This is a genomic window from Antribacter soli (genome assembly GCF_021568775.1).
In the GTDB taxonomy this organism is placed as follows: domain Bacteria; phylum Actinomycetota; class Actinomycetes; order Actinomycetales; family Cellulomonadaceae; genus Antribacter; species Antribacter soli.
Genome location: NZ_JAKGSG010000056.1, coordinates 1 through 19,840, shown reverse-complemented (window position 1 = coordinate 19,840; position 19,840 = coordinate 1). Strand labels below are relative to the sequence as shown.

Annotated in this window: 19 protein-coding genes, 2 pseudogenes and 1 riboswitch; of the genes and pseudogenes, 11 read left to right on the top strand and 10 right to left on the bottom strand. The window is 73.0% G+C overall.

The features are described 5' to 3' along the window. Positions 1–6: 6 nt before the first annotated feature. The 10 genes from L1785_RS19755 to L1785_RS19710 form a co-directional block, all read right to left on the bottom strand. A complete protein-coding gene (locus tag L1785_RS19755) occupies positions 7–1,140 on the bottom strand; it encodes a glycosyltransferase family 4 protein (RefSeq protein WP_236091022.1) in 1,134 nt (377 codons plus the stop codon). A 121-nt stretch (positions 1,141–1,261) separates the two neighbouring features. Continuing rightward, complete coding sequence (locus L1785_RS19750) at positions 1,262–2,767, bottom strand: hypothetical protein (protein WP_236091021.1); 1,506 nt, start codon at positions 2,765–2,767, stop codon at positions 1,262–1,264. A gap of 70 nt (positions 2,768–2,837) precedes the next feature. Continuing rightward, positions 2,838–3,842 (bottom strand): DUF4097 family beta strand repeat-containing protein, encoded by a 1,005-nt coding sequence (locus L1785_RS19745; RefSeq protein ID WP_236091020.1) that lies wholly within the window; start codon positions 3,840–3,842, stop codon positions 2,838–2,840. Further along, entirely contained in the window at positions 3,839–4,540 is a 702-nt protein-coding gene (locus tag L1785_RS19740) for a response regulator transcription factor (RefSeq protein WP_236091019.1), read from the bottom strand. The genes L1785_RS19745 and L1785_RS19740 overlap by 4 nt, the downstream gene beginning before the upstream one ends. Continuing rightward, complete coding sequence (locus L1785_RS19735) at positions 4,528–5,889, bottom strand: sensor histidine kinase (RefSeq protein ID WP_236091018.1); 1,362 nt, start codon at positions 5,887–5,889, stop codon at positions 4,528–4,530. The genes L1785_RS19740 and L1785_RS19735 overlap by 13 nt, the downstream gene beginning before the upstream one ends. Before the next feature lie 258 nt (positions 5,890–6,147). Continuing rightward, complete coding sequence (locus L1785_RS19730; protein WP_236091017.1) at positions 6,148–7,380, bottom strand: acyl-CoA dehydrogenase family protein; 1,233 nt, start codon at positions 7,378–7,380, stop codon at positions 6,148–6,150. Positions 7,381–7,429: 49 nt separating this feature from the next. Further along, positions 7,430–8,566: a Gfo/Idh/MocA family oxidoreductase gene (locus tag L1785_RS19725; RefSeq protein ID WP_236091016.1), complete on the bottom strand. Its 1,137-nt coding sequence runs from the start codon at positions 8,564–8,566 to the stop codon at positions 7,430–7,432. A 20-nt stretch (positions 8,567–8,586) separates the two neighbouring features. Next, positions 8,587–9,282: a nicotinamide mononucleotide transporter family protein gene (locus L1785_RS19720; protein WP_236091015.1), complete on the bottom strand. Its 696-nt coding sequence runs from the start codon at positions 9,280–9,282 to the stop codon at positions 8,587–8,589. Between the two features lie 85 nt (positions 9,283–9,367). Then, positions 9,368–9,493: riboswitch (FMN riboswitch) on the bottom strand. 85 nt (positions 9,494–9,578) lie between these two features. Next, positions 9,579–10,328, bottom strand: coding sequence for a TetR/AcrR family transcriptional regulator (locus tag L1785_RS19715; RefSeq protein WP_236091014.1), 750 nt, complete (start codon positions 10,326–10,328; stop codon positions 9,579–9,581). A gap of 10 nt (positions 10,329–10,338) precedes the next feature. Continuing rightward, positions 10,339–10,587 (bottom strand): hypothetical protein, encoded by a 249-nt coding sequence (locus L1785_RS19710; protein WP_236091013.1) that lies wholly within the window; start codon positions 10,585–10,587, stop codon positions 10,339–10,341. Between the two features lie 89 nt (positions 10,588–10,676). Here L1785_RS19710 and L1785_RS19705 point away from each other — a divergent pair, with 89 nt between their 5' ends. The 11 genes and pseudogenes from L1785_RS19705 (at position 10,677) to L1785_RS19665 (ending at position 19,755) form a co-directional block, all read left to right on the top strand. After that, entirely contained in the window at positions 10,677–11,312 is a 636-nt protein-coding gene (locus L1785_RS19705; RefSeq protein WP_443627195.1) for a mycothiol-dependent nitroreductase Rv2466c family protein, read from the top strand. Between the two features lie 51 nt (positions 11,313–11,363). Next, complete coding sequence (locus L1785_RS19700) at positions 11,364–12,293, top strand: LLM class F420-dependent oxidoreductase (RefSeq protein ID WP_236091012.1); 930 nt, start codon at positions 11,364–11,366, stop codon at positions 12,291–12,293. Between the two features lie 135 nt (positions 12,294–12,428). Beyond that, positions 12,429–13,721: a uracil-xanthine permease family protein gene (locus L1785_RS19695; protein WP_236091011.1), complete on the top strand. Its 1,293-nt coding sequence runs from the start codon at positions 12,429–12,431 to the stop codon at positions 13,719–13,721. Between the two features lie 53 nt (positions 13,722–13,774). After that, positions 13,775–14,464 carry a TetR/AcrR family transcriptional regulator gene (locus L1785_RS19690; RefSeq protein WP_236091010.1) on the top strand — a complete coding sequence of 230 codons (690 nt, stop codon included), beginning with the start codon at positions 13,775–13,777 and terminating at the stop codon, positions 14,462–14,464. A 141-nt stretch (positions 14,465–14,605) separates the two neighbouring features. Continuing rightward, positions 14,606–14,950: pseudogene (locus tag L1785_RS23515) on the top strand (ATP-binding cassette domain-containing protein); the annotation flags it as partial. Between the two features lie 24 nt (positions 14,951–14,974). Then, positions 14,975–15,049: pseudogene (locus tag L1785_RS23510) on the top strand (hypothetical protein); the annotation flags it as partial. Continuing rightward, complete coding sequence (locus L1785_RS23505; RefSeq protein WP_443627196.1) at positions 15,026–15,508, top strand: ATP-binding protein DrrA1-3 family domain-containing protein; 483 nt, start codon at positions 15,026–15,028, stop codon at positions 15,506–15,508. The pseudogene L1785_RS23510 and the gene L1785_RS23505, both read left to right, overlap by 24 nt. Beyond that, entirely contained in the window at positions 15,505–17,163 is a 1,659-nt protein-coding gene (locus L1785_RS19680) for an ABC transporter permease (protein WP_236091008.1), read from the top strand. The genes L1785_RS23505 and L1785_RS19680 overlap by 4 nt, the downstream gene beginning before the upstream one ends. A gap of 96 nt (positions 17,164–17,259) precedes the next feature. Next, positions 17,260–17,556, top strand: a complete 297-nt coding sequence (locus tag L1785_RS19675; RefSeq protein WP_236091007.1) for a type II toxin-antitoxin system VapB family antitoxin — start codon at positions 17,260–17,262, stop codon at positions 17,554–17,556. Positions 17,557–17,614: 58 nt separating this feature from the next. Beyond that, complete coding sequence (locus L1785_RS19670; RefSeq protein ID WP_236091006.1) at positions 17,615–18,280, top strand: LytR C-terminal domain-containing protein; 666 nt, start codon at positions 17,615–17,617, stop codon at positions 18,278–18,280. Positions 18,281–18,435: 155 nt separating this feature from the next. Then, positions 18,436–19,755, top strand: a complete 1,320-nt coding sequence (locus L1785_RS19665; protein WP_236091005.1) for a glycoside hydrolase family 6 protein — start codon at positions 18,436–18,438, stop codon at positions 19,753–19,755. Positions 19,756–19,840 lie beyond the last annotated feature (85 nt).

Sequence of the window (19,840 nt, the reverse complement as noted above, 5' to 3'; positions counted from 1 at the left end):
TCACGCCTATGTCGAGGCTGCCCGTGCGTGCACCCGGATGGCGTCCTCGTAGTGTCCGACGAGCTCTTCGCAGATGTCATACCACGTGCGGCGCTGGGCCCGTTCGTGGGCGGCGGCGCCGAACGCCTTGCGCTTGCGCTCGTCGCCGACCAGGTCGACGACGTGGCCGCGTAGCGCGGCGTGGTCGCCGGGCGGGTAGAGCCAGCCGTCGTGGGAGTGGCGCACGATGTCGAGCGGGCCGCCGGCGGCGGGGGCGACTACCGGGACGCCGCTCGCGTGCGCCTCCTGGAGCGTCTGGCCGAACGTCTCCAGCTCGCCGGGGTGCACGAACACGTCGAGGCTCGCCATGGCGCGCGACAGCTCGGTGCCCCGCAGCAGCCCGGTGAAGTGGGCGGACGGCATCATGTCCTGGAGGTCGGCCCGCTCGGGGCCGTCGCCGACGACGACGAGCCGGACGCCCGGAAGGTCCTCCAGGACCCCGAGGGCCTCCACCTGCTTCTCGGCGGCGAGGCGCCCGACGTAGCCGACGAGCACGTCCCGGCCGTCGCCGACGCGGATGCGCCAGGCCTGGTCGCGGTACCGCGGGTGGAACGACTCGGTGTCCACGCCACGGCCCCACAGCCGCAGGTTGGGGATGCCCCGCCGGGTGAGGTGCGCCATCGTCGCCGTCGACGGCGCCAGGTTGACGGTCGCCCGCTCGTGGATGTTCTTGACCCGGCGCCACAGCAGTGACTCCAGGTGCGGGAGGCCGTACCGGGCCGCATAGCCCGGCACCTCGGTCTGGTAGACGGCCACGGTCGGCAGCCCCATCTGCTCCGCCGCCAGGATGGCGCGCCAGCCGAGGACGAAGGGAGAGGCCAGGTGGACCACGTCGGGCTCGAACGCCTGGAGCGTCCGCTCGGTACGCCACTTCTTGCCGACGACGAGCCGGACGTCCGGGTACCCGGGCAGCCCGATGGCCCCCAGCTCGACGACGGGGGCGCCGTTGACGAACGGCGGGACGGAGCCGTTCTCGGCGTCGGGGGCCAGGACGATGGCTTCGTCGCCACGCCGCTCGAGGTGCTCCAGGATGCGCAGGACGGAGTTGGTCACCCCGTTGACCTGCGGGAGGAAGGACTCTGCCACGATCGCTACGCGCACAGGAAAGACTTGACCAGCAGCCGATGACGGCCTGGGGTTTCTTGTGCGGCGTCTCGGCTAACGGCTGGCGACGGAACGGTGACGCGATGTCCCGGAGTGCGGTGAGAGGTCCCGGAACGTACTAGTTCGTCGCGGACGTGTCGGCCTCGGCAGACCCCGCCGGCGCGGCCACGGCGGGCTCGGCAGCGGCGGCCTTCGCCGGCTCGGCCTCGCCGTCAGCGTCGGCCTCGCCGTCAGCGTCGGCCTCGCCGGGCTCGTGGGCGTCGTCGGCGTCCGACGTCGTGCCGTCTCCGGCGGCGGGTGCGGTCGCCCGGACCCGCGCGTAGGGCGACGCCCCCACCGCGACCTGCACGAGCCGCACCACGGCTCCCACGAGCAGCAGCACCAGCAGCGTGTTGCGGGCCGCGCCGACCCACACCATGTGCGGCCACGCCCCGAGGAACTCTCCGTACTGCCGGGGGAAGATCTCCTGCGTGAGGCGGGCGGCGACGATCGCGCCGACGGCGGGCGGGAGCCAGGTCCATGCCCAGGTGTGCCGGCGCCCCGCGGACGCGAGTGCGATGCCCGCCGCGACCGGCGGCCCGACCCACGCGAGGAACTGCGGCGAGCCCACCTTGTTGAAGACGATGAGGGCGACGAGCTCGGCGGCGGCGGTGAGCAGGAGGATGTCGCCCGCGAGGTCGGGGCGGCGGCGGCCGGCCCACCACGCGAGCACGGCGATGAGCAGCACGGCGATGGGCAGCGCGTAGTCGAGTGCGCCGGCGACCCGCAGCGCGGCGTCGCCCAGCACCTCGTACGTGAAGATGCGGTCGTTGAACTCGACGGTCACCGCGGCGCCCCACAGCCGGGACACGAGGAACGGCGTGGCCGCCACGGACTCGACCTGGAGCCCGCGGTCGCCCTGTTCGCCGAAGACGTCGAAGACCCGGCTGCCGGCGCCCCCGGCCAGGGCCCAGATCAGCACGACGGCGGTGACGGCGGCGCCGGGCAGCAGCACGTGGCGCACCGGGCGGCGGGCTGCCGCGAACAGCGCGACCGCGACGGCGCCGGGCGCGATCTTGATCCACGCGCCGGCGGTCGCCAGCACCATCGCGACGACCGGATGCCGCACCGCGACCAGCAGGGCCACCAGGATGATCGGGGCGATGACGCCGTCGAGCCGCCCGACGAAGATCGGGCCGAGCGCGAGCAGGAACGCGAGCCAGAACCAGGCGGCGACGCGTCCGCGAGGACGGGCGCTGCCGAGCGCGAGCAGCGCGAGCGCGTCGAGCATGGTGACGAGCGTGGACCACACCACCTCGTAGCCGTACGTCGTGCCCGCCACGAGCGCGGGCAGCGTGATCGGCACGAGCGCGCCGACGGGGTACACCCACTGCGTGTCGAAGACGACCCACCAGCCCGAGTCGAGGCCGTTGCGCGCCCACCACTCGTAGAGCGTGACGTCGCCGTAGATCTCGCCTTCCCACTCCCACGACTGCTTGATGAGGACCACGTGGACCACCGCGAAGGCGATCCACAGCACGGGCCACGACGCCAGGACGCGTCCGGTGAGGCGTGCCGCACCGCGCAGGCGCTCGCGGGTGCTCGGTGTTGAGGGGGTCTGCGGGTCACTGGTCTCGGCGGCCACGCGGACATCCTCCCATCACCGGCTGGGCGCAGAGTGCAGGCTCCTGCTGCTGACGACGGGCGCGTGACCGTCAGCCGGCCGAGCTGTCGAGGTACGACACGTTGCCGTTGCTGGACCTGATCCAGACCTCCCGGTCGGCGTCCGGGTCGGTGGCGCCCTCGACGGTCTGCCGGCCGTTCGACGTGCTGATCGTCAGCGCGACAGGCTCACCGTTGCCGTGCACGGTGACGTCGCCGTTGCTGGTCTCGGCCCGGACGTTGCCGGTGATGCCGTCGACGTCGACCCGGCCGTTGGACGACCGGGCGGACACGTCGCCGTCCACGTCGGCGACGTCGATCCGGCCGTTGCTGGTGCGGGCCTGCACGTCGCTGCCGGCGGCCCGGACCGTGATGTCGCCGTTGCTCGAGTCCGCGACGACGGCGCCGCCGGCCTCCTCGACCTCGACCCGGCCGTTGCTCGTCCGGGCTACCACGTCGCCGCCGGCATCGCGGACGCTGACGTCGCCGTTGCTGGACCTCACGCCGACCCCGCCGCCGATGCCGGACGCCTCGACCTGGCCGTTGCCCGAGGACAGGTCGACGTCCCGGGCGAGGCCCGAGGCCACCACGTCGCCGTTCTCGGTGCGGACCACCACCTCCGTGTCGGCGGGGAGCGTGACCTCGAGCGCGCCGGAGCACTGCCACAGCAGCCACCAGTCGCACTGGTGGCGCACGACGAGCCGGTCCCCGGTCTCCTCGACCGAGTAGGTCGGGCGGGTCAGGCCTCCGCGCGCGATCCGGTCGACCTCCACGTCGCCCTCCTGGGCGACGACGGTGACGTGCCCGTCGGCGACGAGCTCGACGGTGGACGCCGGGTCGTAGGTCTCGTGGGAGGTCTCCGTGCGGGACAGGAGCAGGTCCACCACGAAGAGCGCGGCCCACGCGGCGGCCACGATCCCGAGCACGGTGCCGACCACGAGCAGGACGCGGCGGCCGGACCCGCCGGGCGCGGGCGTGCCGGGATCGGGTGCGGGCGCGGGTGCGGGTGCGTCCGCAGGAACCGCGGCGCCGTTGTCGCTGGGAGTGTTCGTGCTCATGGGCGTGCTCCGTTCGGTGATCCGGGGAGCGCCCCGGGGGTAGGTGCGGGACGGTGCTCGAGCCAGCGCAGGACGGCGAGGACCCGCCGGTGGTCGTCCGAGTCGGGCGGGAGGCCGAGCTTGCCGAGGATCGAGGTGACGTGCTTCTCCACGGCGGGCAGGCCGACGACGAGGCGGTCGGCGATCGCGCTGTTGGAGCGACCCTCGGCCATGAGCGTGAGCACCTCGCGCTCGCGGGGGGTCAGGGTCTCGAGCCCGGTGCGCCGGGTCCGGGCGATGATCTGGGTCACGACCTCCGGGTCCACGACGGTCCCGCCGTCGGCGACCCGCTGGAGGGCGTCGAGGAACTCGTCGACGTCGGCGACGCGGTCCTTGAGCACGTAGCCGAGGCCGCGGGCGCCGCGGGCGAAGAGCTCTGCGGCGTACCGCTGCTCGACGTACTGCGACAGCACGAGGATCGGCAGGTCGGGGTGGAGGCTGCGCAGGTGCACCGCGGCCCGCAGCCCCTCGTCGGTGTGCGTGGGCGGCATGCGGACGTCGGTGACCAGGAGGTCGGGCAGCGTGGCGTCCCGCGCGGACAGTGCCCGGACCAGGTCGTCCGCGGTGCGGTGGCCCGTGACGGCGTGCCCCTCGGTAGTGAGCAGCCGCGTGAGGCCGTCCAGGAGGAGGACGGAGTCCTCGGCGATCACGATGCGCACGGCACCTCCACGGTGAGCCGGGTACCGGCACCGGCCGGGCTGTCCAGGTGGAACGTCCCGTCGAGCGCGGCGACCCGGCCCCGGAGGCCGTGCAGCCCGCTGCCGGCGGTGGGGTCGGCGCCGCCGCGTCCGTCGTCGGACACCACGATGCGCAGCCGCGAGCCGTCCACGACCTCCGCCCGGACCGCCGCGCTCTGCGCGCCGGCGTGCTTGGCGACGTTCGTCAGCGCCTCGGCGACGACGAAGTACGCCGCCGCCTGCGCGGTGGGTCCCGCGCCCGCGAGCGAACCCGGGTCGGGCACCTCGACGCGGACGGGGACGGGGCTGCGCGCGGCGAGCGCGGACAGGGCGGCGTCGAGGCCCCGGTCGGCGAGGACCGCGGGGTGGATGCCGCGGACGAGGTCTCGCAGCTCGGCCAAGGTCTCCTTGACCTCCCGGTGCGCGTGGTCGAGGGCGGCGACGGCGGCCTCCGGGTCCGCGGCGACCCGACGCCGCACGGTGCCCAGCTCGACGCCGAGTGCGACGAGGCGCTGCTGGGCGCCGTCGTGCAGGTCGCGCTCGATGCGCCGGCGCTCCGTGTCGGCCGCGTCGACGGCGAGGGTCCGCGTCTCGGCCAGCACCACGGCCCTGCGCTCGGCGACCAGGGTGGCCTCGCGCGCTGCGTCGATCCCTGACGGGCCGAGCAGCGTGCGTCCCAGGCGGAGCAGCAGGAGCGTGCCGCCCTGCGCGGCGAGGGCCGCGACCCAGGCCAGCACGACCGCGCTGCCCAGTGCGCCCACCACGGCGAGCGGCCACGGGGCGTCCAGCCAGCCGGTCACGACGGCCGAGCGCCCGTAGGCGGGGAAGGCCAGCAGCGCCAGGGCGGCCCCGGCGGAGCAGAGCGCCACGGTGGCGGTCGCCACGGCGAGCCCGAAGCCCGCCAGCGCGTAGAGCACGTGCGCCCAGGAGCGGCCGTCGCCGAGCACGGTCCACCCGGCGGCCCAGACGCCCGCGCGTCCGGGCGACCGGTACCGCGGCGCGCGGACGGCCATGCCGGTCTGGGCGCTGAGCCGGGCCCGCTCGACGGTCGCGAAGCCGCGCGCCACGAGCAGCACCAGCACGAGGAGCGGCAGGCCCAGGCCGAGGGCGGGCACCATCGAGGCGGCGGTCACGACGAGGATCGCGAGGGCCAGCCCCGCGGCCTGCAGCCAGAGCCAGGCGATCGTCACCTGGGCGACGGCCCGCCACGTCGCCGGCGCGAACGGGGCCGCGAAGAACGCGTCACGCGATGCCCACGCCGGCGCCACGCGCGCCAGGTCCTCGGGCAGGCCCGGGGCGGGCGCAGCGGTTGTGCCGCGGGGGATCTCCATGTCACCGACAGTAGGCGGCGGCGGTCTCGGTGAGCACCCGGCGGTCCCACCAGCCCAGGTAGGGATAACCCACGACGCCGGGCCGCCTCGCGAGGAGGTGACCCGGCGTCGGGAGAGGGGGCGCTGCCTCACGCGAACGCCCTGCCTGCCCTCACCCTGCGCTGCACGTCACGCGAACGCCCTGCTTGTTGCCGCGTTCACGCGACGTTCCGCTCCGGGCGAGTGCCTCGCTCCTCGGCCCTCACCCTGCGCTGCACGTCACGCGAACGCGGAGACTCCCGTGATGTCGCGGCCCACGATGAGCGCCTGGACCGACTCGGTGCCCTCGTACGTGTGCAGGGCCTCGATGTCGGCGAAGTGCCGGGCCACGCGGTTCTGCAGGAGGATGCCGTTCCCGCCGAGCATGTCGCGCGCGGTCGCGGCGATCTCGCGGGCGCCCCGCGTGCACGTGTACTTCGCGAGCGACGCCTGCGGGCCGGTGAGGACTCCCGCCTCGTCGAGGCGCGTCATCCGCGCCACGAGGAGCTGCATCTGGGTGAGCGTGGAGAGCATGCGGGTGAGCCGCTCCTGCACCATCTGGCTCGCCGCGAGGGGGCGGCCGAACTGGATGCGCTGCTTGGAGTACGCCACCGCGGTCTCGTAACAGGCCACGGCCTGTCCGACGGCGGACCACGCCACCCCGAGGCGCGTCGCCTGGAGCACGCGGCCGGTGTCCTTGAAGCTGCGGGCGCCGGGCAGGGCGTTCTCCGCGGGGACGAAGACGTCCGTCATGACGATGTGTGCCTGCCAGATGGCGCGAAGCGACGCCTTGCCCTCGATGGTCGTGGCCGCGTAGCCGGGGGCGTCCTGCGGCACGACGAAGCCGTGCACGGCGTTGTCGGCCCCGTCCCCGACCAGTCGTGCCCACACCACGGTGATGTCGCCGCACGAGCCGAAGCCGATCCACTTCTTCTCGCCGTTGATGACGTAGCCGTCGACGCCGTCACGGGTCGCGCGCACGGCCGTGGTCTCGAGGGCGACCGAGTCGGAGCCGTGGGTCGGCTCTGTGAGCGCGAAGGCGCCGAGGATCTCCCCGCGCGCCATGGGCTCGGCCCAGCGCTCGACCTGCTCGGGCGAGCCGAGCATGACGATCGAGCGCAGGGCCAGGCCGCCCTGGACGCCACAGATCGTCGTGACCGACGCGTCGCCGCGGGACATCTCCATCGCGGCGAGGCCCTCGGCCATGAGGCTGACCTTCGGGCGGCCGGGCACGTCCACGCCGTCGCGCAGGAAGTCGAGCTCGGCCATGCGCTTGACCAGCTCGAAGGGGACCTCGGCCCGCTCCCAGTAGCCGTCGATGATGGGCAGGACCTCGTCCTGGACGAAGGTGCGCACCGCGAGCTGGTAGGCCCGCTCGTCCTCGGTGACGTCGGCGAACGCGCCGGCGAAGTCGATGTCGAGCGGTTGTGCCACGTCGTAGGAGGGCGCCGTCACCCCGGGAGTCTGCGTCATGCGTTCATCGTGCGCCGGTACGGCGTATCAGGTCAAGCGATACTCGGTATCAGTTATGGCCGCGGCAGCCCGGGGCGTCTGCCCACGGCTGCCGCATCGTCCGCACCGTGCCCGAGGTGGCCGCGCGGCGGACCTCGAGCTGCAGGTACTGGTCCTGCGCGGCTTCCGCGAGCTCGTACGGTGCGGGCCCGCCGGCGAGGACGTGGTCGCGCATCGCGGTGAGCAGTCGCGCGATCGACAGCTCGTCGTCGGCCAGCCGTGCCGGTCGGAGCGCGTTGCGGTAGGCCCAGCCGCCCTCGAAGGCGTACCCGCGCAGGAACAGGCCCTCGTGGCCGCCCGCCCCGCCGGCCGCCACCCGTTCCAGGACGGACCGCATCGGGGTGCCGTCCGGGCGCACGTACCGGACGGTCTCGTCCCGCAGCTCGCCCAGCTCGCCGCGCACCACGAGGGTCGGCGAGCGCACCCACGAGCGGTACTGCTGGTCGTCGAACTCGTACACCCCGAGCCGGTCGCCGAAGTCCAGCCACGCCGTCGCGTGCACCGTCGCCACCAGCTCCAGGCCGGCCGGGTCGCCCGCGCGGCTCGGGCTCGCGGCGATCAGCCGCTCGTCGCGCCGCGCCGTGATCGTCGCATCCTGGAAGGTCACGCCCAGGGCCCGGCGCAGCACGCTCACGCCGTGGTAGTCGTGCGCCACGCTGACCTGCGCGTCGGTCACCCGGCCGAGGAGCCCCGACGTCGCGACGCCGAGCTGCGCCGACACCAGCGGCTCCAGGTGGTACTGCTCCGCCACGTGCACGCAGGCGCCCGCCGCGACCAGATCCTGCAGGGCCGCCAGCTCCTCGGTCGTGCCCGCCGCCGGGGTCTCCTGGAGCACCGGCACGCCCGCTGCCGTGAGCTCCCTGACCAGCGGCTGGGCCGCACCCGCCGGGAGCGTCAGAACCACGAAGTCCGGTCGTCCGGCAAGGAGCTCGTCGAGCGTCGCGAACGCCGGGGCGGGCTGGCCCGTCAGGCCGGCCGCCGGGAGGCCCAGCGTCGCGAGGGCCTCCCGGTCGGCGGCGTTCCGGGTCGTGACCCCCACCGCGTCGAGCTCGTCCGGAAGGGCGTGGATCACGCGGAGCATGGTGCGGGCTCGAAAGCCGGACCCGACCAGGCCGATCCGCGCCGGGCGGGGTGTCGTCGTCGTCACGCCGCCCGACGCTACCCGGGTCAGGCTGCAGCGGGAGCGGCGGCCGCCTCGGCGAGGCGCTCGCGGCGGTTCACCCGCCACCACACCACGAAGCCGACGATCGTGAAGCCGCCGTAGAACAGGTACATCGCGGCGGTGGCCCAGTAGCCGGCGCTGTACAGCAGCGGCACGCCGACGGCGTCGACGGCCACCCAGATCAGCCAGAACTCGACCCAGCCCTTCGCCATGCCGTAGGTCGCGAGCAGCGAGCCCATGAAGATCCACGCGTCGGACCAGACGGGCTCGTACGAGCCGAGCGCGCGGAAGATCGGCGTGAGGATCAGCGTTCCGGCCACCATCGTGACGACCAGGCCGATGCGGGCGGGCCACGACGCCCAGTGCGGGTGCACGCCGACACCCTCGGAGCCCTCGGCGACCGCGGTGGCGCGGGCCTGCCGCCACCGCACCCAGCCGTAGACCGACACGGCGATGAACATGATCTGGCGGCCCGCCTGGCCGAGCATGTTCACGCGGTCCGCGTCACCGAAGATCGACCCGACGAACACGGTGAAGAGCAGCACGTTCCCGACGATGCCGACGGGCCAGGCCCAGACCTTGCGCCGCATCCCGCCCAGGGCCGACGCGAGCCCGAACGCGTTGCCGATGACCTCGCGCCACAGCAGCTGCTGGTCGCCGATCGCGAACGTGGCCTCGAACAGCCACCGGATGATGTCCATGAATGCGTCTCCCAGGTCGGCCACGCGGGCGCCCGGGGTGATCGGCCTACGCCGACGGCGGCGCACGCCACCGAGGGCGCGCGCCGCACGTGCTTCCTCCCATCCGGACTCTCACCGTCGGTCCTGGAGTTCCACCAGGTCAACCGCGCAGGAGCGCGGGTCGCGGACTGTCACCGCCGGCTCGGAATTTCACCGACCCCGGAGCACGTGTGTGCGTTCGTCATAACGAACGAAACCAAGGATGCCACAGGGCCATTCCCTGGTGGCAAGCCCTGCTGGACAGCCGGAGCCGCTGGTCAGGCGAGGGCCTCGCGGACCGCGCGCGCGACGTCGTCGGGCGCCGGGCTGCCCTCGATGACGGTGACGACGACCCGGCGCCCCGGCGCGATGCCGCCCTCCGCCGGCGCGGCCCCGCCAGAGCCGAGGATGGCGGCACGACGCAGGTCGGCGAACGCCTCCTCGAGGTCCGGGCGCAGGTCGAGGCCGGGGTTGCGCAGCCAGCGACGAAGGATCGCGTTGTGCACGGCCACCACGGACGCCGCGAAGGCGATCGACGCGGTCGAGGTGGAGCGGTCGGGGGAGAGGGTGTCGCGCAGGTAGTGGGTGAAGGCCCGCTCGTAGCGGTGCGTCGTCACGAGCTCGCGGTCGCGCAGCTGGGGGACCTGCTGCAGCAGGGCGTACCGGGCCAGCGACGTCTCCCGCTGACCGACGTGGTGGTCGAACACCATCCGGGCGGCGCGACAGACCTCGAGGTACGGGTCGATGTTCGGGTCCCACCCGCGGCCGACGTCGGCCATCGACTCCTCGCTCTGCCGCGCCTCGGTGCGCGTCGCGGCGAGCATCACGACGACCTCCTCGAGCAGCAGCTCGTGGTCCGCGAAGACGACGTCCTCCTTGGAGCGGAACCGGCGGAAGAACGTCGCCCGGCTCACGCGGGCGGCGTCGGCGATCTCCTCGACGGTCGTCCTCTCATACCCCTGCCGCGTGAAGAGGTCGATCGCGGCGTCGACGGCCTGTGCGTGCGTGTGGGTACGGACCGCGGTCATGCCAGGCAGGCTACCGCGCACGCGGGCCGTTGGGGGAAGAGTCTTTGCGCGCCTTTCGTCCCTGATGTTGCGAATTTCCCAGGATGCGCCCGGCGCGAGCTCGCTGCAGGAACCGGACCTCGCGCACCGCGATCCCCAGGCCCAGTGCCACCGGCAGCCACGACCACGGATGACCCGTCAGCGCGCCGGCCAGCCCCGCCAGCGCCACGGCCCCGCCGCCGAGAACGGTGAGGAGACTCGACCACCGGATCCTGGGCACGGGGCGAGCCTACGACCCTGCGGTGACCCGGAAGGGCCGGCCCGGACGGGCCGACGGCGACGCGGCGCGTCGGCGCTAGGGTGCACCCCGTGACCGAGACCTCCCAGCTCCCCGCCCAGGCCGACGTGCCCGTCGTCGACGTGTACGTCGACCCGATGTGCCCCTTCGCGTGGATCACCTCGCGCTGGGCCCTCGAGGTGGCCGCGCAGCGACCGCTCGACCTCACCTTCCGGCTGATGAGCCTGTACCTGCTCAACAAGGACCGGGACATCCCGGCCGACTACCGGGACCGCATCGAGACGTCGCGCGGCATCGGCCGGATCGCCGCGGCCGTGCAGACCGACCACGGCCCGGAGGCGTTCGCCGCGTTCTACACCGCGGCTGGCAAGCGCATCCACAACGGCGGCGACAAGGACCTCCTCGCCGTCGCGAAGGAGGCCCTGAACGAGGCCGGCCTGCCCGACGAGCTCGTCGACGCGGCGGACACGGACGCGTACGACGCGGCGCTCGCCGCCTCCCACGAGGCCGGGATGAAGCCCGTCGGGGAGGACGTCGGCACCCCGACGATCCACCTCGACGGCGTCGCCTTCTTCGGGCCGGTGCTCACGCGCATCCCGCGCGGGCAGGACGCGGTCCGGATCTTCGAGGGCGCGCGGGCGCTGGCGTCGTACCCGTACTTCTTCGAGCTGAAGCGCACCCGCACGGGCGGCCTGGACTTCAGCTGACCGGCGCAGACCGTGCCGAGGGGCGGCCCCGCCGGGTGGCAAGGTTGAACCATGACGCTTGATCTCCGCATCTTCACCGAGCCTCAGCAGGGCGCCTCCTACGACGACCAGCTCGCCGTCGCGAGGACGGCCGACGAGCTCGGGTACAGCGCGTTCTTCCGGTCCGACCACTTCCTGGCGATGGGCGGCCGCGACGGCCTGCCCGGCCCGACCGACTCCTGGACCACGCTCGCCGGCCTCGCCCGCGAGACGTCGACCATCCGGCTCGGCACGCTCGTGTCGTCGGCCACCTTCCGTCACCCGGGCGTGCTCGCGATCCAGGTGGCGCAGGTCGACCAGATGTCGGGCGGGCGGGTCGAGCTCGGGCTCGGCGCCGGCTGGTTCGAGGCCGAGCACGCGGCCTACGGCATCCCGTTCCCGGCGAAGCGCTTCGGCCTGCTGGAGGAACAGCTCGAGATCCTGACCGGCCTGTGGGGCACCCCCGTCGGCGAGACGTACTCCTTCCAGGGCGCGCACTACACGGTGAAGGATTCGCCCGCCCTGCCCAAGCCGGCGCAGGACAGGATCCCCGTGATCGTGGGCGGCAACGGGCTCAGGCGGACGCCGGCGCTGGCTGCGCGCTTCGCCGACGAGTTCAACATGTCGTTCCCCGACGTCGGCTCCGTCGCCGAGCGCGTCGACGTCGTCCGGGCGGCGTGCCAGGACGCCGGGCGGGACCCGGAGTCCATGGTCTTCTCGGCCGCGCTCGTGCTGGCGGTCGGCAAGGACGACGCCCAGTTCGAGCGCCGCGCCGCGGCGATCGGCCGCGAGCCGGCAGAGCTCCGCGAGCACGGCGTCGCCGGGACGGTCGCGGAGGCGGTCGACACCCTGTCCGCGCTGCGCGAGGCCGGGTTGTCCCGCGTCTACCTGCAGACGCTCGACCTGCAGGACCTCGACCACCTCGAGCTCGTCGCGAGCGACGTGCGGCCGCAGCTCGGCTGAGCCGCCGCCGACCTCACCGCCGCCGGAAGGCAAGCGTGCGGCGTCGCGAGCGTCACACAGGATCCGGCCAGGTCAAGGGATTCCCGGGTCTACCCTGCGTCCAGGTCAATCGCTGGATCTACCCTGGGAGTCGTCATGAAGCTTGGCTGGACCCTGCACGGAGACGGGGCGCACGTCGCTCCCGGAGAGGTCGTCGCCCCCGGCGAACGGCTCACCTGGCCGCGCACCGTCGGCATCGGCCTGCAGCACATCGTCGCGATGTTCGGCGCGACGTTCCTGGTGCCGATCATCACCGGCTTCCCGCCCGCGACCACGCTGTTCTTCTCGGCGATCGGCACGGCGGCCTTCCTGCTCATCACCGGCAACCGGCTGCCCAGCTATCTCGGGTCGAGCTTCGCGTTCCTCGCGCCGATCGGTGCGGCCACGGCCGCCGGCGGTCAGTCCGTCGCGGTCGGCGGCATCCTCGTCACCGGCCTGGCGCTGACGGCCGTTGGCGCGATCGTGCACTTCGCCGGCGCGCGGTGGATCGACGTCGTCATGCCGCCGGTCGTCACGGGTGTGATCGTGGCCCTCATCGGCCTCAGTCTGGCGCCCGCGGCGTGGAACAACTTCCAGGAGTCGCCGGCCACGGCGGTGGTCACGCTGCTGGCGGTCGTGCTGATCTCCGTGCTGTTCAAGGGGATCCTGGGCCGGCTGTCGATCCTGCTCGGAGTCGTCGTGGGCTACGCCTTCGCGGTCGTGCGTGGCGAGGTCGACTTCACGGCTGTCGACCAGGCGGCGTGGTTCGGTCTGCCGCAGTTCACCGCGCCGTCGTTCGACGCGTCGGTGCTGGGCCTGTTCCTCCCCGTGGTGCTCGTGCTGGTCGCGGAGAACGTGGGCCACGTGAAGTCGGTCGCGGCCATGACGGGCAAGAACTTCGACGCGGTGACCGGCCGGGCCCTCCTGGCGGACGGCGTCGCCACGACGCTCGCGGGCGTGGGTGGCGGCTCGGGCACCACCACGTACGCCGAGAACATCGGCGTCATGGCCGCGACGCGCGTCTACTCGACCGCCGCCTACTGGGTCGCGGCCGCCGGCGCGCTGGTGCTGAGCCTGTCGCCCAAGTTCGGCGAGGTCATCAACACCATCCCCGCGGGCGTGCTCGGCGGTGTCACCACGATGCTCTACGGCATGATCGGCGTCCTCGGCGCCCGCATCTGGGTGCAGAACCGGGTCGACTTCTCCGACCCGGTCAACCTGACCACTGCGGCGGTACCGCTGATCATCGGTATCGCGAACTACACGTGGACGGCCGGCGACCTGCGGTTCGAGGGGATCGCCCTCGGCACGGCCGCCGCGCTGGGCATTTACCACCTGATGCGGACGGTCGCCCGCTGGCGGGGCACGGCGACCCCGGCGCAGAAGCGCGGCAGGTCCTCCGCCCGGTAGGTCTCCCCGGGGAACACTGGCACGATGCTGAACGCGCGTATAGCATGTTGAACATGCGTTCAGCCGACGTCGCGAGGGGCGACGCGGACGGAGACCTCACCGCCCGCGCACGCATCCGCGACGCCGCGATCGCCCGCTTCGCGCTGAGCGGCCTCGCCGCCCCGGTCCGCGCGATCGCCGCCGACGCCGGCGTGAGCCCGGGCCTCGTGATGCACCACTTCGGCTCGAAGGAACGGCTCCACGCGGAGTGCGACGAGTACGTGCTCGGCCTGATCAGGGCTGCGAAGCGCGACGTGCTCGCGTCCGGGTCGGGGCCGGGGGCGTTCCTCGTCCACCTGAGCAGGGTCGACGAGTTCGCGCCTCTCGTCGGCTACGTGCTGCGCTCCGTCCAGGCAGGCGGCCCCGTGGGCAGGGCCTTCCTGGACCACATGATCGAGGACGCCGTCCAGTACACCCGGGAGGGTGTCGCGGCGGGCATCATCAAGCCGAGCCTCGACGAGGAGGCGCGCGCCCGGTACCTGACGATGTCCGCGCTCGGCGCCCTGCTCGCGGAGGTCGCGCTCAACCCGATGGACGACCTCGACGGTCTCAACGCGATGGTCGGCACCTACTTCGACCGGATCGCGCTGCCCGCGCTCGAGCTGTACACGCAGGGCTTCCTGACGACCCGGCGCATGCTCGACGACTACCTGATGTACGTCCCCGACCCGCCTCGCGAGCACGAGGTGGCGACCGGGTCCTGACGACAGGGCTCCGGGGCGCCGCCGTGCCCGCACGCCCGCGTCACGACGACGACAGAGAGCGAAACCATGGACGTCCCCGCCATCGAGGTCCGCGACCTCCACAAGTCCTTCGGCACCGTCAAGGCCCTCGACGGCCTCGACCTGACCGTCCGTCCCGGCGAGGTCGCCGGGTTCCTCGGCCCCAACGGGGCCGGAAAGTCCACCACGCTCCGGGTCCTGCTCGGTCTCCTGCGGGCGGACTCGGGCTCCGCGCGCCTCTTCGGCGGCGACGCCTGGCGCGAGGCCGTCGCCCTGCACCGCCGGCTCGCTTACGTGCCCGGCGACGTGAGCCTGTGGCCCAACCTGACCGGCGGCGAGGCGATCGACCTCATCACGCGCCTGCGTGGCCCCGTCGACAAGGCCCGCAGGGCTGAGCTGCTCGAGCGCTTCGAGCTCGACCCCACCAAGAAGGCCCGCACCTACTCCAAGGGCAACCGGCAGAAGGTCGCTCTCGTCGCGGCGTTCGCGTCCGACGTCGAGCTCCTCCTCCTGGACGAGCCGACGGCCGGCCTCGACCCGCTCATGGAGGCGGTCTTCACCGACCACGTGCGCCACGCCAAGGCGGCCGGCCGCTCGGTCCTGCTGAGCAGCCACATCCTCAGCGAGGTCGAGAAGGTGTGCGACACCGTCACGATCATCCGCGCGGGCCGCTCCGTCGAGTCGGGCACCCTGGACCAGCTGCGTCACCTGACCCGCTCGAACGTCGCGGCGGTCGTCACGGGCGACCCGTCCGTCGTCGGCGTCCTGCCGGGCGTGCACGACGTGGTCACCGCGCCCGCCGACGGCGGCACGCGCGTCACGTTCGACGTGGACAACGAGCACGTCGGCGGCGTCCTGTCCGCCCTCGGCGGCCTGGGCGTGCACAGCTTCACGGCGGCCCCGCCGTCGCTCGAGGAGCTCTTCCTGCGCCACTACGGCGACGAGCTGCCCGACGCCGGTCGCGCGCCCTCCACGAACGGCGCGCCCGCCGGCGTGGCCGCCTCGGGCGAGCGGAGCGGGCGGTGAGCGCCGTCGCGGCGGCGACCCTGGCGCCGTCGGGCACCATGCCCCGTGCGTTCGGGTCCACGCTGACCGGAACCTGGCGGCTGGTGCGGTTCATGCTGCGCCGCGACCGGGTGCGGCTGACAGTGTGGGTGCTGGTCGTCACGGCGCTGTACGCCTCGCAGCTCGGCGAGTACGCGGTGCTGGCGGATGACCCCAACGGGCTCGCGACGCGTGCCCTCCTCATGCGAACCCCCGCGATGATCTCGATGGCCGGGCCGGGGTACGGACTGGACAGCTACACGGTCGGCGCTGCAGTCGCGAACGAGCTGGTGCTGTGGATCGTCCTCACGCTCGCCGTCCTGAGCATCCTCCAGGTGGTACGGCACACACGGGCAGAGGAGGAGAGCGGACGTTCCGAGCTCGTCCGGGCCGGCGCCGTCGGCCGCCACGCGCCGTCCGTCGCCGCGCTGATCACCGTGCTCCTCGCGAACGTGGTCATCGCCGCCCTCACGGGCGCCGTGCTCGTCTCCGCCGGGCTCCCCGCCGTCGACTCGTTCGCGATGACGGCCGGGAGCGGGCTCGCCGCACTCGTCTTCGGCGCCGCCGCGCTCGTGGCCTGCCAGGTCACCGAGCACGCACGCGGGGCGTCCGGCCTCGGGTTCGCGGTGCTCGGCGCCGCGTTCGTCCTGCGTGCCATCGGCGACATCCAAGAGGAGCACGGGAGCGTGCTGTCCTGGCTGTCGCCGATCGGCTGGGCGCAGCAGACGCGCTCGTTCGTCGACCTGCGGTGGTGGCCGCTCGCGCTGTGCGTCGTCGCGATCGTGCTGCTCCTCCTCCTCGCGGCGTTCCTCGCGTCGCGGCGGGACTTCGGCAGCGGGCTCGTTGCCACCCGCCGGGGTCGCGCCGATGCGTACGCAGGCCTGGACGGCCCGTTCGCCCTCGCGTGGACGCAGCAGCGCAGCGCCCTGCTGTGGACCTCGCTCGGGCTCGGCGTCATGTGGCTCGCGACGGGCAGCATCCTCTCGGCGTTGCCCGACATGATGGAGACGCTCCGGGACAACCCGATCTACTCGACCGTCCTCGGCGAGGGCGATCTCGTGCGGGCGTTCATCGGCATCATGGGGCTCTACGCCGCGTTCGGCGGGGCAGGCTACGCCGTCGCCATGTCCCTGCGGGTCAAGGCCGAGGAGGAGTCGGGCTTGGCGGAGTACCTCCTCGCGACGCCGGTGTCCCGCGCACGCTGGCTCGGCGCCTACCTCGCGGTGGCCGGGATCGGCACGGCGGTCGTGACGATGAGCGGCGTGGTCGCCCTCTGGGTAGGGGCCGCCGGCGCCGGTGTCACCGATCCGACGTTCGGTGAGTTCGTCGGGCTCGGGGCCGCGTACCTCCCGGCACTCGCGGTGCTCACCGCCCTGGCGGTCGCGCTGTACGCCTGGGTGCCGCGAGCGACGCCGGTGCTGTGGGCGCTGTTCGGCTACATGTTCGTGGTGGGCCTGTTCGGCGAGCTGCTCGGACTGCCCGACTGGGCGCGCGGGATCTCGCCGTTCTGGTGGGTACCCAACACGCTCGTGCAGGACGTGGAGGTCGCCGACGTCGTGGGGCTGTGCGCCGTGGCGGTCGTGCTGTTCGCGGTCGCGTTCGCCGGCTTCCGGCGGCGGGACGTCCCGACGGTCTGACTCTGCGAGCCCTGCTGACCTGCGGTTGCGCTCTCCCGCTGATTCGATAGGGTGCTCAGCCCCGCCCTGTCCGCACCGACACCTAGGATTGCTCCCATGATCTTCAAGGCCGTAGGAGACGGCCGTCCGTATCCGGACCACGGGCGCACGCGGACCCGGGACTGGGTGGACGTACCTCCCCGGCAGGTCCGGCTCGACGAGCTGGTGACGACCAAGCGGACCCTCGACCTCGACAACCTCCTGTCCGAGGACTCCACGTTCTACGGCGACCTGTTCGCGCACGTCGTCGAGTACGAGGGCACCCTCTACCTGGAGGACGGCCTGCACCGGGCCGTGCGCGCGGCGCTGCAGCAGCGGGCGATCCTGCACGCGCGCGTGCTGTCTCTGCGGTGAGCCGTCCGCACGCCGTCGCAGGACGTCTCACGACCTCGTTCTCCGGTAAGTTCGTCGCGTGACCGTCCCGATGTACGACCAGGCGCGAGTCGAGCGCCGCCGCCGCGAGCATGAGCGCCAGGCAGTGATCTTCGGCGTGATCATCGCGTTCCTGGCGGTGTGCGGCATCTTCGCCCTCGCCATCTACACGGGCGCCCTCACCTCGCCGATCAGCCGGCCCTTCGTCACCCCCGGAGCGGCCGGCCAGGAGTCCCTGCCCGCGCCGTGCCTGCCGGCTGTCGACGGGCAGCCCGACGGCGCGCTGCCCGTTCCGTACGACCAGGTCCAGGTGCGGGTCCTCAACGCGTCCGGGGAGCAGGGCGTCGCCGCAGCCTTCGAGGAGGCCCTCATCGCGCGGCAGTTCACGATGGTGGCCGAGCCCGACAACGCCCCGGTGACGATCGAGTACACCGAGCTCCGGTTCGGCACCCCCGGCATCACGGCCGCCTACACGCTGGCGGCGCACTTCTCCGAGATCCGGATGGTGCTGGACCAGCGGCAGGACGCCACGGTGGACCTCCTCGTCGGCACGGAGTTCGAAGCGCCGCTCGACGCCGACCAGGTCACGCTGGCGGCCGACAAGCCGCTGCAGAACGCCGACGACTGCGAGCCGGCCGCAGAGATCGAGCCGCAGCCGGTGCTGACGCCCGAGCCGGAGGAGTCGGCCTCGCCGGCCGCGGGCTGATCCTCCGTTTTGGCCGGATCTGCCAGAAGAGTCTTGACGCCCGATAGAAGCACCTGAGAGGCTTTTGTCCGATCACCGTCGGAGACCTGACCGAAGGTCTCTGGCCCCAAGGCACGAGACAAAGCAGTCGTCGCCGCAAGGTCAAAGGAGATCTGATGCTCCCTCTCACACGCAATCTGGCACGCCGGGCGGCCGCGGGGGTGGCCGTCACCGCCGCTCTCGTGGCCGGCCTCACCCTCGCCGGCCCCGCGCTCGCGGCGCCGCCGCCACCGCCGGCGGGCGGGCCGCCGCCTGGCACCCTGGTCGATCCGTCCGAGCTGTACGTGGACCCGTACAGCTCGACCCTCACGGCCGCTGCCGGCCTCTCGGGCCAGGCGAAGGACGACGCCGAGCTGCTGGGCAGCTATCCCTCTGCGACGTGGCTGACGTCGGGCACGCCCGCGCAGGTCGAAGCCAAGACGGCCGACGTCGTCGGCCGTGCGAACACCGCGGACGCGATCCCGATGCTCGTCGCGTACAACATCCCGTTCCGTGACTGCTCCCAGTACTCCGCGGGCGGCGCAACCAGCGTCGCCGCGTACGAGGCGTGGATCGACGGCGTCGTCGCCGGTATCGGCGACGACACGGCCATCGTGATCATCGAGCCCGACGGGCTCGGGATCATTCCCTGGTACACCACCATCGACGGCACGCTGGAGTGGTGCCGCCCCGCCGAGGCCAACCCGGTCACGGCGGCGCAGGATCGCTTCGACATGCTGAACTACGCCGTCGACGAGCTCGGTGCGCTGCCCGGCACCACCGTCTACCTCGACGCCGGCCACAGCGGCTGGCTCACGGTGGGCGACAACGTCTCGCGCCTGCTCCGCGCGGGCGTGCAGGATGCGGACGGCTTCTTCGTCAACACGTCGAACTTCCAGTACACGGCGAACGTCACGGCGTACGGCACCTGGGTCTCGTCCTGCATCGCCTACGTGACGCAGGTGGTCCCCTTGAACTACTGGGGCTGCCCGAACCAGTACTGGAACGGCGGTCCGGCCACCGGCTGGTCCGGTGTGGCGATGAACAACTACGGCGTGTGGTCGGCGGGCAACCCGGATCCGGCCCTGAACACGTCGGGCATCGACTCCCGCTACGACCTGATCCTCGGGTCGGTGGAGCCGTCGACGCACTTCGTCATCGACACGTCGCGCAACGGCCGAGGTCCGTGGGACCCGCCCGACGGCGTGTACAGCGACCCCGAGGACTGGTGCAACCCGCCGGGACGCGGCCTGGGCCCGCGGCCCACGCTGGACACGGGCCAGGCGCTGGTGGACGCCCACCTGTGGATCAAGATTCCCGGTGAGTCCGACGGCAAGTGCTACCGCGGCACGAGCGGCCCGCTCGACCCCGCGCGCGGCATCGAGGACCCCGCGGCCGGCGGGTGGTTCGTGCAGCAGGCTCGCGAGCTGATCGAGCTCGCGGTGCCGGCGGTGTAGCAGGTCGCGGGGCGCGGACGGGGGGGGGGGGGGGGGGGGGGGCGGGGGGGGGCCCCCCCCCCCCCCGCCGGGCCGGGCGCCCCCC

Bases quoted from the DNA above. Each gene is read 5' to 3' on its own strand.
- L1785_RS19745 (WP_236091020.1), bottom strand. From the start codon at position 3,842: ATGAGCACGAACACTCCCAGCGACAACGGCGCCGCGGTTCCTGCGGAC.
- L1785_RS19735 (WP_236091018.1), bottom strand. From the start codon at position 5,889: ATGGAGATCCCCCGCGGCACAACCGCTGCGCCCGCCCCGGGCCTGCCC.
- L1785_RS19730 (WP_236091017.1), bottom strand. From the start codon at position 7,380: ATGACGCAGACTCCCGGGGTGACGGCGCCCTCCTACGACGTGGCACAA.
- L1785_RS19720 (WP_236091015.1), bottom strand. From the start codon at position 9,282: ATGGACATCATCCGGTGGCTGTTCGAGGCCACGTTCGCGATCGGCGAC.
- L1785_RS19715 (WP_236091014.1), bottom strand. From the start codon at position 10,328: ATGACCGCGGTCCGTACCCACACGCACGCACAGGCCGTCGACGCCGCG.
- L1785_RS19700 (WP_236091012.1), top strand. From the start codon at position 11,364: ATGACGCTTGATCTCCGCATCTTCACCGAGCCTCAGCAGGGCGCCTCC.
- L1785_RS19695 (WP_236091011.1), top strand. From the start codon at position 12,429: ATGAAGCTTGGCTGGACCCTGCACGGAGACGGGGCGCACGTCGCTCCC.
- L1785_RS19690 (WP_236091010.1), top strand. From the start codon at position 13,775: ATGCGTTCAGCCGACGTCGCGAGGGGCGACGCGGACGGAGACCTCACC.
- L1785_RS23505 (WP_443627196.1), top strand. From the start codon at position 15,026: ATGGAGGCGGTCTTCACCGACCACGTGCGCCACGCCAAGGCGGCCGGC.
- L1785_RS19675 (WP_236091007.1), top strand. From the start codon at position 17,260: ATGATCTTCAAGGCCGTAGGAGACGGCCGTCCGTATCCGGACCACGGG.
- L1785_RS19665 (WP_236091005.1), top strand. From the start codon at position 18,436: ATGCTCCCTCTCACACGCAATCTGGCACGCCGGGCGGCCGCGGGGGTG.